The organism is Enterobacter sp. MGH 4 (genome assembly GCF_000534735.1).
In the GTDB taxonomy this organism is placed as follows: Bacteria; Pseudomonadota; Gammaproteobacteria; order Enterobacterales; family Enterobacteriaceae; genus Enterobacter; species Enterobacter intestinihominis.
This window is the reverse complement of sequence record NZ_KI973289.1, coordinates 2,242,152-2,256,749: the sequence shown is the minus strand read 5'-3', so window position 1 is coordinate 2,256,749 and position 14,598 is coordinate 2,242,152. Positions and strand designations below refer to the sequence as shown.

The window sequence follows — 14,598 nt, the reverse complement described above, 5'->3', positions numbered from 1 at the left end:
TTGTGATCGTGCTCGCCTGGTGACGATCAAAGTCTTTACCGCCACCGTTTACCATGGCATGTTGACTAAAATTGTGAGCGCTTCGCAAAGAGGTTGATATGTCTTCCACATTGCCGCTGACCCTCAGCGCAATTCTGGCTCGTCGTGACTGGGAAAACCCGGGCGTGACGCAGTGGAATCGTCTGGCCGCACACGCGCCTTTTCATAGCTGGCGCGATGAAACCCTCGCCCGGGAGGATAAGCCTTCGCTGAGCAAGCGTCTGCTTAACGGCATCTGGCGATTCAGCTTTTTCCCGGCACCAGAGCAGGTGCCCGAGGCATGGGTAACGGACGATCTGTCTGATGCCGTTGAGATGCCCGTGCCGTCGAACTGGCAGATGGAGGGATTCGATACCCCCATCTACACCAACGTTACCTATCCGATAAATGTGAACCCGCCCTATGTTCCGGCTGAAAACCCAACCGGTTGTTACTCGCTCACATTTGAGATGGATGATGCCTGGCTGCTCAGCGGGCAAACCCGCATTATCTTTGATGGGGTGAATTCAGCTTTTCATCTGTGGTGTAACGGCCAGTGGATGGGCTATTCCCAGGACAGCCGTCTGCCTGCGGAGTTCGACCTCAGCGCGGTGCTGCGACCGGGGCAGAACCGCCTGGCGGTGATGGTGTTACGCTGGTGCGACGGAAGCTACCTGGAAGATCAGGACATGTGGCGGATGAGCGGCATTTTCCGTGACGTCTCGCTGCTGCACAAGCCGGAAACGCAGATTGCCGATTATCAGATCGTGACCGATCTGAATGCCGAATGCGATCGGGCGCTGCTCCGGGTTGACGTTGCGCTGGAAGGCTTACGCTATGCCGAATGCGAGGTGGCGTTTACCCTGTGGCGTAGCGGCGAAGCCTGCGCGCGAACCACGCAGCAGCCCGGATCGGCCATCGTGGACGAACGCGGCAGTTGGGCTGAACGGCTTACGGTGGCGATACCCGTGAACGCTCCCGCGCTGTGGAGCGCTGAAACACCGGAATGCTATCGGCTGACAATGTCGCTTCGGGATGCGCAGGGTAACGTGCTGGAAACTGAAGCCTGCGATGTCGGTTTCAGACGCGTCGAAATCAGCAACGGCCTGCTGAAGCTTAACGGCAAACCGCTGCTGATCCGCGGCGTGAACCGTCACGAACATCATCCTGAGAAGGGGCAGGTGATGGATGAGGCGACCATGCGCCGCGACATCGAACTGATGAAGCAGCATAACTTCAACGCCGTGCGCTGCTCGCATTATCCGAACCATCCTCTGTGGTACACGCTTTGCGATCGCTACGGCCTGTACGTGGTCGATGAGGCGAATATTGAAACCCATGGCATGGTACCGATGAGCCGTCTGGCGGACGATCCGCGCTGGCTGCCTGCCATGAGCGAACGCGTAACGCGTATGGTGCAGCGGGACCGGAATCATCCGTCCATCATCATCTGGTCCCTGGGGAATGAGTCCGGGCATGGGGCGAACCACGATGCGCTGTACCGCTGGCTGAAAACCAGCGATCCCACGCGGCCGGTGCAGTACGAAGGCGGGGGGGCCAGTACGGCGGCAACCGATATTATTTGCCCGATGTATGCCCGCGTCGATCAGGATCAGCCGTTCCCGGCGGTGCCAAAGTGGTCGATTAAAAAATGGATTGGTATGCCGGACGAAACCCGTCCGCTGATCCTGTGCGAGTATGCCCACGCGATGGGTAACAGCTTTGGCGGCTTTGCCAGCTACTGGCAGGCATTCCGCAGCCATCCCCGGTTGCAGGGCGGCTTTGTCTGGGACTGGGTCGATCAGGCACTGACGAAAAAAGCGGAAGACGGCACGGCATTCTGGGCCTACGGCGGCGATTTTGGCGATAAGCCCAACGATCGTCAGTTCTGCCTCAACGGGCTGGTGTTTCCCGAACGCACCCCGCATCCCGCCCTTTACGAGGCACAGCGTGCCCAGCAGTTCTTTACCTTTACGCTGGTGAGCACCGCTCCGCTGGTCGTCGATATCCAGAGCGATTATCTGTTCCGTCATACTGACAACGAAAGTCTGCGATGGTCGGTGGCGCGTGACGGTGTGGTGTTGGCTTCCGGCGAAATAACCCTTTCTGTTGCGCCCCAGGGGACACAGCGCGTGGAGATCCCGCAGCCTGAACTTGTCGCTGAGCCGGGCGAGGTCTGGCTCAACGTGGAGATCGTTCAGCCGCAGGCCACGCCGTGGTCGCCGTCCGGCCACCGTTGTGCCTGGGATCAGTGGCCCCTCCCGGCTCCGCTGTACCTTACGCCACCGAAAGCAGACGGAACCCCACCACAGTTAACGGTGCTGGAAGAGGTGCTGGACATCACTCATCAGCAGCAGCGCTGGCAGTTTAGCCGTCTCACCGGCAACCTGACCCAGTGGTGGAACGCGGGCGCTGAAACGCTCCGTTCCCCGCTAACGGATAACTTTACCCGGGCGCCGCTGGATAATGACATTGGCGTCAGCGAGGCGACCCGCATCGATCCGAACGCGTGGGTGGAACGCTGGAAAGCGGCAGGGATGTATGAGATATCCTCGCGCCTTATCCAGTGTGAAGCGGAACAGCATGCCCGTGAGGTGGTGGTGACCACGCAGCACGTCTGGGAGCATCAGGGTAAAGCGCTGTTTATCAGCTACAAGGTCTGGCGGATTGATGACCACGGGTTACTGCACGGTGATGTGCAGGTGACGGTGGCGTCTGACATTCCTGAACCCGCTCGCGTGGGCCTGAGCGTTATGCTGGCGGATATCCCGCAAACGGTGCGCTGGCTGGGGCTGGGCCCGCTGGAGAATTATCCGGACAGAAAACTGGTGGCGCAGCAGGGGCGCTGGGCGTTACCGCTGGACGCCATGCAGACGCCGTATATCTTCCCGACGGAGAACGGTTTACGCTGCGACACCCGTGAGCTGACGTTTGGCTCACATCACTTCCAGGGACAGTTCCATTTCTCCCTGAGCCGTTACAGCCAGCAGCAACTGCATACGACAACGCATCACCATTTGCTACGGGAAGAGGATGGCTGCTGGTTGAATCTTGATGCGTTCCACATGGGCGTGGGGGGGGACGACTCATGGAGCCCGAGCGTAGCACCCGCCTTCATTCTGCAAAACCGTCGGCTGCGCTACACGTTTAGCTGGCAGCAGAACGGCTGAGCCGAAACGTGCGGCCACTGTCGTGGCCGCACGTAACACCGCGTAATGGGTTTATTTCCTGAGGTTGTGCTCGGCCCAGCGAATGAAATCTTCTTTAGGCAGCGCCTTGCTGAAATACCAGCCCTGTCCGTACTGCACGCCGTGGCGATGCAACCATTCGAGCTGCCCTTCAGTTTCAATGCCTTCTGCGACCATCGCCAGCTTAAGCGATTTGGCCATTTCGATGATGTGGGGAGTCACGTTCTTATACTCCAGCGCGTCCACAAAGGATTTATCAATCTTCAGGGTATCGACATCAAGATCCTGCAAATAGCTCAGGCTGGAGTAACCCGTACCAAAATCATCAATGTAGATGGCATGCCCGGAGCGCCGAAACGCAGCGATGGCAGGGGCGCTGACGGCAGGATCGGCAAAGCCGCGCTCGGTCAATTCAAGGGTGATCTGGCGCGGGTGGACGCCCCATTTGTTGAGCAATTGACTCAGCAGGCGAGGCAGCTCGGGGGACGTTAAATCGGCTGGCGCAAGGTTGACAGAAATGTGCAGTTCCGGGTGATGATGCAGCCAGGCACCTAAATCCTCAAACACCTTATTCACTACTAGCTGCGTCAGCGTTGAAATAAGCCCCGTCTGCTCCGCCAGGGGAACAAAGAGATTAGGCGACAGGTCACTGCCATCTGGCTGCGGCCAGCGCATCAGCGCTTCTGCACCCACCAGTTTTCCACTGCATAGCGCCACAATGGGCTGATAGTGAACCTCGATCTCCCGGTTGTTGATCGCGTCGATCAGCCGGTTACGCGGGGAAAGCAAACGGCGGAGGATGCGAAGCACAATAAGGGCTGCAACCAGGCTTATCAGTATGCCAGCCGGTAGCCAGATGATCAGCTGCTGATGCCAGGATGCCGCGAGCGGTTTTAACGATGCCCAGGCAATAACCGTAAGCCCCAGTTCTGGCACCGGTTTTAACACGTACATCGAGCCGTTGTATTGCACGCGCTTAACGTCCTGCTGCTCCTTAACGACAGAAAGAATATACGGGTCGAGAATATTGCTTCTGGCAAATATCCGATGGGTTTCGCTTCCCACCAGGGCGGCATCCATCGAAATGTCACCGAACGGGACAACATCCACAAGCGACGCCGGATCGACCATTACCAGATAATGTCCTTTCCCCAGAACGGCCATATAACGGTGAATGCCGAGGTCGTTTTGCGAGGTGAGCCACGCGCTATATCCGTCTGCGGTGATCCGCATCGGGGGCGGTAAGATCGCCGTATTACTGGATTGTTCCAGAGAGGAGCAGAGCGGCTTCAGGTTATCGATATACATCACTTCCTGAATATAGCGCCATGAGAACGCGACACGACGCATTTCGCGTAAGTGCGGAGGAGTGCAGGGCGGGGCGTTGAACAACTGTAGGTGCGTGAGCGCCTGTTTTGCCTGCGCAACGACTCTGTCGGTACGGATCAGGGCGCGCGAGGCATATCTGTCCAGTGCATCCACAAATTTCGCCTCTGCCTGACGATGCGCCAGCCAGATACTGAGGCACACAGGGACCAGCACAGAGAAGATCAGTACGCCTGTCACCAGGCTGACCAGATGTCGGGTTCGCATGCTGCTGTATCCTTTCCATATGCCCGACCAGGGCATGGAGTTTGCGCGCCAGAGGAAAAATTTTTTATCGCTAAATGATATAGTTATAGCATGTAACAGTCTCTGGCAGTATTTGAAAACCTTTCAAAAACAGGCTGTGCGTCACAGGGGTTGTTTTTGCAGCAAAGCTCAGATAGTATTTTGTTATGTTATAACAATACATGAAGGCCAGAGATGAAACCGAATATCCATCCAACCTATCGCACCGTTGTGTTTCACGACACCACGGCTAATGAATATTTTAAAGTTGGCTCAACGATTAAGACAGACCGTGAAATTGAACTTGAGGGGAAAACGTATCCCTACGTTACTCTTGATGTCTCCTCTAAATCACATCCGTTTTATACCGGGAAGCAGAAGACCTTCTCGACGGATGGCAGCGCGGCACGCTTCCGCAAACGTTTTGGCGGCTTTCTTGATGCGAAGCGAGGCTAATCATGCAGGTGCTTAACTCATTGCGCAGTGCAAAACAGCGTCACCCGGATTGCCAGATAGTCAAACGCAAGGGACGCTTATACGTGATTTGTAAATCTAACCCGCGCTTTAAGGCGGTGCAGGGGCGTAAAAAAAGACGCTAGAGGCGCGTTTCTCGCCAGCTTTCCAGGGATCTTTTCTGTTTGCCATCGACGGTAAAATTGTCGGTGGCAAGCCAGCTTTCAAACGCGCTCGCCAGCGCTGACCACTCTTTGTCGAGAATTGAAAACCAGTCGGTGTCCCGGTTTCGGCCTTTAATGACCAGCGCCTGGCGAAAACGCCCTTCAAACTGAAAGCCAAGACGCAGGGCCGCTTTGCGGGAGGGTTCGTTCAGGCTGTCGCACTTCCATTCATAACGTCGGTAGCCCAGGGTATCGAACACGTACCGCATCAGTAGATACTGCGCTTCTGTCGACATGGGCGTGCGGCTTAACAGTGACGAGAAGTGAACATGTCCCACTTCTACAACGCCGTTTTTAGGATCGATCCGCATAAGGGACAGCGTCCCGACAGGAGATTGGGTCTGGTTATCGATAACGCTAAAGTGGATGGGATCGGATAATTTGCTCACGCTCGCCACCCATTCGGCAAACTCCTCTGCGGTGGCATCGGGTTCACGCAGCAGCCACGTCCAGCTTCGGGTATCTCCGGCCAGGGAATACGCAGCGAACAACGCGTGGGCATGCTCCACGCGCAGCGGCTCAAGCCGACAATAGCGACCCTGAAGTACCACCCGGGACGGGTGCGGGCGAGGCTGCCAGTCGGTAAGGCTTTCCCCTACAGGTTGTCCAAACTCATTGAATACACTCATCTTTATTTCCACGATGTTGAAAAGATCTCCAGATTAGTGAATTACTGGTTCCTTAAAAAGAACCACCAGGCTATGTTTTGCTGGTACCACGAGGAGGTAAAGATGAATATACCGGGTGATGAGCTATACACCCTGCTCCATGCTGCGCTGAAAAAACGTGGGGAAGAAACGCTCCAGCGCGCGCTCTACCTTGCTTTGCGGGAGGCCATACTGTGCGGAAGGCTTCGGTCCGGCAGTCATTTGCCCGGCTCGCGAACGCTGGCGCAGCAGATCTCGGTGTCCCGAAACACCGTTAATGCGGCGCTGGACCAGCTCACGCTCGAAGGTTATTTGCTGCGTAGCCGCCAGGGTACGCGGGTGGGGCAATTCGCGCATCGTACGATTGCCCGGACATTACCGGACCCGGACGTCAGGCTGACAAAACGTGTTGCCCTGCTGCCCGCGCCTGTGCCGCGCGACACTCCGGTGATGGCATTTACGCCAGGAACGCCTGCCATCAACTATTTCCCCTTGCCGCTGTGGCGGCGGTTATACGATCGCGTCCTGCGCGAGGAGGGGAGCGCCCTGTTAGGGTATGGCGACCCGGCCGGCGAGCCGACGCTACGGGCCGCCATTGCCCGCCATCTTGCGCTCTCCCGCGGCATTGACTGCGATGCCAGCCAGATTGTGATAACCGAAGGGGCACTGGAGGGCGTCAATCTGTGCACGATGCTGTTAAGCGAGCCGGGGGATGTCGCCTGGGTGGAAAATCCTGGCTATAGCGGCGCCAAAAGCGCTTTCGTCAAAACCGGCCTGGCGATGACCGGCATACCGGTGGATGACGAGGGGATGTGCTGGGAAGGGCTGTGTGCGCCTTCACCCGCGCTGATTTTTACCTCGCCATCGCATCAGTTCCCTTACGGAAGCGTGCTCAGCGCGCGGCGGCGTCTGGCGCTGCTGGAACTGGCCCGGCAGCACAGCGCGTGGATCATTGAGGACGATTACGACAGCGAATTCCGTTATGCCGGTGAGCCCGTACCGGCGATGCTGGGAATGGTCAACAATGCGCCCGTTGTGTATCTGGGGACGTTCAGCAAAACGCTGTTTCCGTCGCTCAGAATGGGGTTCATGGTATTACCGCCAGCGCTGGCGAAGGCGGCGCGTCCGGCCATCGGCTCGCTGCTGCGCGGCGGGCATCGCGCTGAACAGCGCACCCTGGCGCTATTTATTGAGGAAGGCCACTATGCGCGACATCTTGCCGCCATGCGCCGACTTTATCGTAAGCGATACCGCCAGCTGCGGGAGGTGCTAAGCGCAGAGCTTCATACGCCGCACCGTGTTCTTGCCGGAGAAGGAGGGATGCACCTGGCGCTGGCGATTGACGGTATCGACGACCAGCGGCTGGTGGAGCAGGCAAGAGCATTTCAGCTGGCACCCGCTGCACTGAGCGGGTACTACCTTGAGACGACGCAGGGGCAAACCGGTCTGGTTTTAGGTTACGGCAATACCTCTGCTTCGCAGTTTGCGCCGGGTATTCGACGTCTTCAGGCGCTCATTACACAGCAGCGGGGCGGGAAAGGGTAAAGACATCATAAAAAGAGAGCTGGCCCTTGGTGATGACCATTTTCTGCAACTTCTCTTTTTGCCCGGCTTCGACAGCCGGCGAGTGCAGGATGCTGTCGATCAGCTCCTTCGGCACGTAACGCGTGTTGTACCACTCCCCGTTGTAGCAGACGCGGAAATCGAGTACGTCGATATCTTCATACCGGTAACGCGGATTGACGTCGAAAAAGAAAAACGCGTTAAACACCACGAACAGCACAACCAGCAGCCAGACGGAATCGACCAGCGTTTCAGACTTCAGCATGACGATAAGCGTTGCCAGCCAGGCGGCGTACATGGCGACGAACAATCCGGGATGTTTGCGAATAAAGCTGATGCTAAAGCGCGGACGATTGTCGCGCTTTTCGCGGGTATTGAGCTCGTCGATGGTGGCGGTAAGCAGGCGCTGTATCTCTGTCATTTTTTGCCTTTATGATTGTTAAAAATACAGGTGATCTGACTATTTTATGAGAGGGGTTTATGCGATGAAAGTAACAGTTATGCCAGGAAAAAGCATAACAGTTACTCAGGATGCGCTTAGATCATTTTAATGATTTTCGCCGGATTCCCGCCCACTACCGCATTGGCCGGCACGTCTTTGGTCACTACCGCGCCGGAAGCGATAACCGCATTATCGCCAATGGTCACGCCCGGATTAATCACCGCACGTCCGCCGATCCAGACGTTATGGCCTATGGTGACCGATTTACCGTACTCCAGCCCGCTGTTACGTTCGGTCGCGTCCAGAGGATGCGTGGCCGTATAAATGTGCACCCCCGGTGCGAGCATACAGTTATCGCCAATGCGGATAGGGCAGACGTCCAGCATGACGCAGTCGAAGTTGGCGTAAAAATTGTTGCCCAGATAGATGTTATAGCCGTAGTCGCAGCGGAAGCTCGGCTCAATATAAGCGCCTTCGCTTTGACCCAGCAGGTCAGCTAATAAGGCGCGACGTTCGGCCTTCTCATCGGGTGCGGTATGGTTATAGCGGTGAACAATATGACGAGCGCGTAAACGGTCAGCCCTCAGCGTGTCATCGCCGGGGCGATAATATTCACCGGCAATCATCTTCTGTTTTTCTTCACTCATGGGAACCTCTCTGGAATCGTTTTACGTAGCGTAAAGAGGATTAGCCAGAAAGGGAACGTTCCCTAAAAGTGGCTGTGACAGGAGTCACAACATTCTTGCGTATAAATACGTTTTATACGGGGACCTGGCGTTTGCACTTGAAGCGTAATACGAAAGGTAAATTCAGCTTAACAACGGGCGTAGTGCCTTAAAGTCTCTCTTCAACGACTAACGAACAAATTTCCATACCGAAGAGGGGATCTTGTCATAGAGTTTATTCATGGTCAGTTCAGCAAGACGATGGTCGGCAGCTGAATAAAATACCGCCAGTTCATTATCAGACAGCTCGTATTTATTTTTCTCAATAACACGCTCGAGCGTGTCAATTGACTGACAGCGTCGCAGGCGCATCAAATAATCGACTTTAGTTAATGGTTTATCAGACATAAAATTCACCTTAGTATTTGTAATAATTTTAACAGGAAAGACTAACCGGATTAGCTCTGCTGACATTCGTGAAACAGCGAAATAGACGGTTTCCTGATTTACGCCATTTCTGCAAATCCTGTGCGTTAATGCCGTAGCTGCTGAACAACATAAAGGTGTCGTCCAGGTATTCATCAATTTGCTCTATCAACTTATTATCTTCATTGTACTTAATTTTATAATTAAGTGCGAAGGTTGCGATATGCTCGATCAGCTCATTAAGCTGTAAATTGATAGCAGACGTTGGATCGTTCACCCAGCCATGGTTACTTTCTTCAAGATTGGCAAGGCAGTCATGGTACAAGGATTCGCAGAGAAATTTCAACTGCGCGATATCATGCCTTTTTGGCGAGTACTCGTCCATAGCGCATCCCCTTCTGAGTGATTTTTTACTCACCGAACATCATGTCGGGATGGATACAACTTGCTTAGCCACACGGGAGCTGTGTTCCTGATAACTCTAACTATAAGCCACTCTGATCAGGATTTCACCGCGCTATTACGAAAAATTACAATTAAAACGTTTCCTTGCGAGCGCTTACGCAAATGTGACCTCAGACGCGAACACTTTTATCGAGAGAAACCCTTTTTTTAATCCGTTCCTTAAGATTCATTGAGTTAGCGCAATGTTTCATTTGAAGTCCGGATTCAGATGTCTTCGGCATTTACGATGATTTAGGATTTGTCCGAATATTTTAGGCGATGAATTGATATTAAAAGAATGCTGAATTCTACGATTAGCTTATCGGATTATTATGATAAGTCTTATCAGGACGGGTGAAAATAAATAAAACGACAATAAGACTATTTTATGAATTTTTCTGAAAATGAAAAAGGCCGCAAATGCGGCCTTTTTATCATGTGAAACCGGTATCAGTGATGTTCTACCGAATGATTGTGCTCCACATCTTCATTTTTGCGGCTAAAGCGGCGACGTACCACCACGAAGAACACCGGTACAAAGAAGATGGCGAGAACGGTCGCAGTGACCATACCACCCATTACACCGGTACCTACCGCGTTCTGTGCGCCGGAGCCTGCGCCTGAGCTGATAACCAGCGGCATAACGCCGAGGATAAACGCCAGGGACGTCATCAGGATTGGACGCAGACGCATACGAACGGCTTCAAGCGTTGCTTCAATCAGGCCTTTACCTTCTTTCTCCATCAGATCTTTGGCGAATTCGACGATAAGTATCGCGTTCTTCGCCGACAAGCCAATGGTTGTCAGCAGGCCCACCTGGAAGTAAACGTCGTTAGTCAGCCCACGGAAGGTTGCGGCAAGCAGCGCACCGATAACCCCCAGCGGAACCACGAGCATAACGGAGAACGGAATCGACCAGCTCTCATACAATGCCGCCAGACACAGGAACACCACAATCAGTGAAATAGCGTACAGGGCAGGGGCCTGGTTACCGGACAGACGTTCCTGATAGGACATACCGGTCCAGTCGTAGCCAATACCCGCAGGCAGTTTGCTGGCCAACTCTTCCATCAGGTTCATGGCTTCACCGGTGCTTCGGCCCGGCGCCGCCTGACCGAGGATCTCCATCGAAGGCAAGCCGTTATAACGCTCCAGACGCGGCGAACCGTATTCCCAGCGCGAAGTTGAGAAGGCGGAGAACGGCACCATCTGGCCATCGCTGCCGCGAACGTACCAGTTGTTGATATCGTTCGGCAGCATACGGTATTGCGCTTCGGACATGACGTACACTTTCTTCACGCGACCACGGTCGATGAAGTCGTTGACGTAGCTGCCACCCCAGGCTGCACCCAGCGTGGTATTGATGTCACTGATGGACACACCCAGCGCCTGTGCTTTTTCCTGGTCGATATCGATCTTGTACTGCGGCGTATCTTCCAGACCGTTAGGACGCACGCCCACCAGCAGGTCAGGGTGTTTAGCCACCTCGCCAAATAGCTGGTTACGCGCCTGAGTCAGTTTTTCGTGGCCCAGACCGCCCTGGTCAATCAGCTGGAAGTCGAAGCCGGTTGCCGTACCCAGTTCAACAATCGCTGGCAGGTTAAAGGCGAAGACCATCGCATCTTTAATCTGTGAGAAGGTACCCATGGCCCGGTTGGTAATGGCTTCAACTTTGTTCTCATCCCCCGGGCGTTCGGACCAGTCTTTCAGAGAAACGAAGGCAATACCGGTGTTCTGACCACGACCCGCGAAGCCAAAGCCGTTAACCGCAAACACGGATTCGACGTTGTCTTTCTCTTTGGTCAGGAAGTAGTCGGTCATCTCATCCAGCACTTTTTGCGTACGTTCTTGCGTCGCACCCGCCGGAAGCTGAGCCATGCTCAGGAACACGCCCTGGTCTTCATCTGGCAGGAACGAGCTTGGCAGACGAACAAACAGGAAAGCCATGCCCACCACGATGATGATATAGAGCAGCAGATAACGACCGGTGCTGCGGAGGATGTTCCCCACGCTGTCGGTGTAGTGATGCGTACTCTTATCAAACATGCGGTTAAACCAGCCGAAGAACCCTTTGTGCTCGCCGTGGCCACCTTTCTTAATCGGCTTCAGCATGGTCGCACACAGGGCTGGCGTCAGGATCAGGGCTACCAGCACCGACAGCGCCATCGCGGAAACGATGGTAATAGAGAACTGACGGTAAATCGCACCGGTTGAACCCCCGAAGAAGGCCATCGGGATAAATACCGCAGACAGAACCATCGCGATACCGACCAGCGCGCCCTGGATCTGGCCCATTGATTTACGGGTTGCTTCCTTCGGCGGCAGGCCTTCTTCCGCCATCACACGCTCAACGTTTTCGACCACTACGATGGCGTCATCCACCAGCAGGCCGATGGCGAGCACCATCCCGAACATCGTCAGGGTGTTTATCGAATAGCCAAATATCGCCAGAACCGCGAAGGTGCCGAGCAGTACAACCGGCACGGCGATGGTTGGGATCAGCGTTGCGCGGAAGTTTTGCAGGAACAGGTACATTACCAGGAAGACGAGGATGATCGCCTCAACCAGGGTTTTTACCACTTCGTGAATCGAAATTTTAACGAACGGCGTGGTGTCATACGGGTAAACAATTTTCAGACCTGACGGGAAGAAAGGTTCCATCTTCTTCAGTTCTGCACGGATAGCCGTCGCGGTGTCCAGGGCGTTCGCCCCAGTCGCCAGTTTGATACCTAAACCGGAAGCCGGTTTACCGTTGAACTTCGCAATAACGTCGTAGTTCTCGCCACCCAGCTCCACTTTCGCCACGTCACGCAGGCGAACCTGCGAACCGTCCTGATTCACCTTCAGCAGAATTTTACTGAACTCATCCGCCGAGGTCAGACGCGTTTGCGCGATGATAGACGCGTTAAGCTGCTGGCCTTTCACCGGCGGCGTGCCGCCTAACTGACCGGCTGCAACCTGGGCGTTTTGCGCTTTAATTGCGCTGATCACGTCAACCGGGGTCAGCTGGAAGTTGTTCAGCTTATTCGGATCCATCCAGATACGCATCGCGTACTGTGAACCGAACAGCTGAACGTCACCCACACCAGACGTACGGCTGATGGCGTCCTTCATGTTGGCGCCCACGTAGTCGGAAATATCTTCCTGCGTCATGGTGCCATCGGTGTTAATCACGCCGACAACCATCAGGAAGCTACTGGACGATTTCTCGACGCTCACACCCTGTTGTTGCACTTCCTGCGGCAGCAGGGGCATCGCCAGCTGCAGTTTGTTCTGCACCTGAACCTGCGCAATGTCCGCATCCGTACCTGATTCAAAGGTCAGGGTAATCTGAACTGTACCGGTTGAGTCACTGTTTGAGGACATGTACATCAGGTTATCGATACCGTTCATGTTCTGTTCGATAACCTGCGTAACGGTGTCCTGCACCGTTTTGGCATCAGCGCCCGGGTAGGTTGCGGAGATCGTCACTGCCGGCGGCGCAATCGTTGGATATTGCGCAACAGGCAGCTTAAGGATCGCAAGTCCCCCGGCCAGCATGATGATAATGGCGATCACCCACGCAAATATGGGGCGATCGATAAAGAAATTAGGCATGTCTTAACGGCTCCTGTTTAAGTTAAGACTTGGTTTGTTCTGACTGGCCAGCGGCCGATGCTTGTTGTTTGTCGTCAGATTTCACTTCCTGAGCTTTGACCTGCGCGCCAGGACGAACTTTTTGCAAACCAGTAATAATCACGCGATCGCCATCTTTCAGACCTTCCGTTACCAGCCACTTGTCGCCAATCGCCTGCGTTGCAGTGATATTGCGTGTTTCGACTTTGTTATCGGCACCCACAACCAGCGCGCTCGCATCGCCGCGTGGCGTACGGGTCACACCTTGCTGCGGAACCAGAATGGCGCTTGGGTTAGTCCCTTCTTCAAGACGGGCGCGTACGAACATACCCGGCAGCAGGGTTTTATCCGGATTCGGGAAAATAGCCCGGATGGTGATAGAGCCGGTGGTCTGATCGACGGTCACATCAGAAAATTCCAGTGTGCCTGTCTGTGAGAACTTGATACCGTCGTTGGTAACCAGTTCAACTTTGGCTTTACCGTTTTCCTGTTTCAGTTGTCCGCTGGCAAGCTCCTGTTTGAGACGCAGGAAATCGTTGCTGGACTGTGTAACGTCAACGTAGATCGGGTCAAGCTGCTGCACGGTGGCCAGCGCGTTGGTTTGACCGTTCTGCACCAGCGCACCTTCGGTGACGGCTGATTTACCAATACGACCGCTGATAGGGGAGGTCACTTTGGTGTAGGCGAGGTTAATACGCGCGGTTTCTACCGCCGCTTTCGCCGCCACAACGGCTGCATTGGCTTGCTGTGCATCGGCCAGGGCAGAATCGTAATCCTGTTGACTGATGTACTGCGTGCCGAGCAGTTTCTTGTAACGATTCAACGTCAGTTGCGAAATTTTGGCTGCCGCTTCTGCTTTCGCCAGATCGCCTTTAGCGCTCTCATAAGACGCCTGATAGGTTGCTGGATCAATCTGATAAAGAGACTCACCTGCTTTCACATCACCGCCTTCGGTGAAGTTACGTTTCAGGATGATACCGCTCACCTGCGGACGTACTTCTGCAATGCGATAGGCGCTGGTGCGGCCCGGTAGTTCTGTTGTCATCTGGAGAGGTTCGGATTTGAGCGTCACGACGCCAACTTCTGGCACCTGCTGAGCTCCTTGTTGAGCCTCTTTGTCGTCACATCCTGTAAGCGCTAAGCTGCCTGAGAGCATCAGAACGACCGCCAGAGGCGTTAACCCTCTGTTTTTGTTCATATGTAAACCTCGAGTGTCCGATTTCAAATTGATCAAGGGTCCTGAGTCTAAAAACCCATTGCTGCGTTTATATTATCGTCATGCTATGGTACATACATTCATAA

12 protein-coding genes are annotated in these 14,598 nt (G+C 54.5%); 4 read left to right on the top strand and 8 right to left on the bottom strand.

Annotation, left to right across the window (positions count from 1 at the left end; all coding sequences use genetic code 11):
- Window positions 1–98: 98 nt before the first annotated feature.
- On the top strand, window positions 99–3,188 hold the full coding sequence (locus tag L350_RS11745; protein ID WP_032624737.1) for a beta-galactosidase: 3,090 nt from the start codon (window positions 99–101) through the stop codon (window positions 3,186–3,188).
- Between the two features lie 51 nt (window positions 3,189–3,239).
- Here the strand turns inward: L350_RS11745 and L350_RS11750 are convergent, their stop codons facing one another.
- Entirely contained in the window at window positions 3,240–4,799 is a 1,560-nt protein-coding gene (locus tag L350_RS11750; RefSeq protein WP_022647266.1) for an EAL domain-containing protein, read from the bottom strand.
- Window positions 4,800–5,012: 213 nt separating this feature from the next.
- On the opposite strand from L350_RS11750, the gene L350_RS11755 reads away from it, so the two are divergent.
- Together L350_RS11755 and ykgO are read left to right on the top strand one after the other, a co-directional pair.
- Window positions 5,013–5,273 (top strand): type B 50S ribosomal protein L31, encoded by a 261-nt coding sequence (locus L350_RS11755; protein WP_015571255.1) that lies wholly within the window; start codon window positions 5,013–5,015, stop codon window positions 5,271–5,273.
- A 2-nt stretch (window positions 5,274–5,275) separates the two neighbouring features.
- Window positions 5,276–5,416 (top strand): type B 50S ribosomal protein L36, encoded by a 141-nt coding sequence (gene ykgO / locus L350_RS11760; RefSeq protein ID WP_003859006.1) that lies wholly within the window; start codon window positions 5,276–5,278, stop codon window positions 5,414–5,416.
- Here the strand turns inward: ykgO and L350_RS11765 are convergent.
- Window positions 5,413–6,123 (bottom strand): GNAT family N-acetyltransferase, encoded by a 711-nt coding sequence (locus L350_RS11765; protein ID WP_032624734.1) that lies wholly within the window; start codon window positions 6,121–6,123, stop codon window positions 5,413–5,415. The genes ykgO and L350_RS11765 overlap by 4 nt on opposite strands.
- A 102-nt stretch (window positions 6,124–6,225) precedes the next feature.
- On the opposite strand from L350_RS11765, the gene L350_RS11770 reads away from it, so the two are divergent.
- Entirely contained in the window at window positions 6,226–7,686 is a 1,461-nt protein-coding gene (locus tag L350_RS11770) for a MocR-like pyridoxine biosynthesis transcription factor PdxR (RefSeq protein WP_032624733.1), read from the top strand.
- Here L350_RS11770 and L350_RS11775 read toward each other — a convergent pair.
- The 6 genes from L350_RS11775 to acrA all read right to left on the bottom strand — a co-directional run bounded on the left by L350_RS11775 (window position 7,658) and on the right by acrA (window position 14,494).
- On the bottom strand, window positions 7,658–8,125 hold the full coding sequence (locus L350_RS11775) for a YlaC family protein (protein ID WP_022647269.1): 468 nt from the start codon (window positions 8,123–8,125) through the stop codon (window positions 7,658–7,660). The two genes, L350_RS11770 and L350_RS11775, sit on opposite strands and share 29 nt — an antisense overlap.
- A gap of 116 nt (window positions 8,126–8,241) precedes the next feature.
- Entirely contained in the window at window positions 8,242–8,793 is a 552-nt protein-coding gene (gene maa, locus L350_RS11780) for a maltose O-acetyltransferase (protein ID WP_022647270.1), read from the bottom strand.
- A 207-nt stretch (window positions 8,794–9,000) separates the two neighbouring features.
- Window positions 9,001–9,219 carry an HHA domain-containing protein gene (locus L350_RS11785; RefSeq protein ID WP_015571250.1) on the bottom strand — a complete coding sequence of 73 codons (219 nt, stop codon included), beginning with the start codon at window positions 9,217–9,219 and terminating at the stop codon, window positions 9,001–9,003.
- Between the two features lie 28 nt (window positions 9,220–9,247).
- The gene (gene tomB, locus L350_RS11790; RefSeq protein ID WP_006809850.1) at window positions 9,248–9,622 is read right to left on the bottom strand and encodes an Hha toxicity modulator TomB; all 375 of its coding nucleotides are present in this window, start codon (window positions 9,620–9,622) and stop codon (window positions 9,248–9,250) included.
- 509 nt (window positions 9,623–10,131) lie between these two features.
- Complete coding sequence (gene acrB / locus L350_RS11795; protein ID WP_023299464.1) at window positions 10,132–13,278, bottom strand: multidrug efflux RND transporter permease subunit AcrB; 3,147 nt, start codon at window positions 13,276–13,278, stop codon at window positions 10,132–10,134.
- 22 nt (window positions 13,279–13,300) lie between these two features.
- Window positions 13,301–14,494, bottom strand: coding sequence for a multidrug efflux RND transporter periplasmic adaptor subunit AcrA (gene acrA, locus L350_RS11800; protein WP_022647272.1), 1,194 nt, complete (start codon window positions 14,492–14,494; stop codon window positions 13,301–13,303).
- Window positions 14,495–14,598 lie beyond the last annotated feature (104 nt).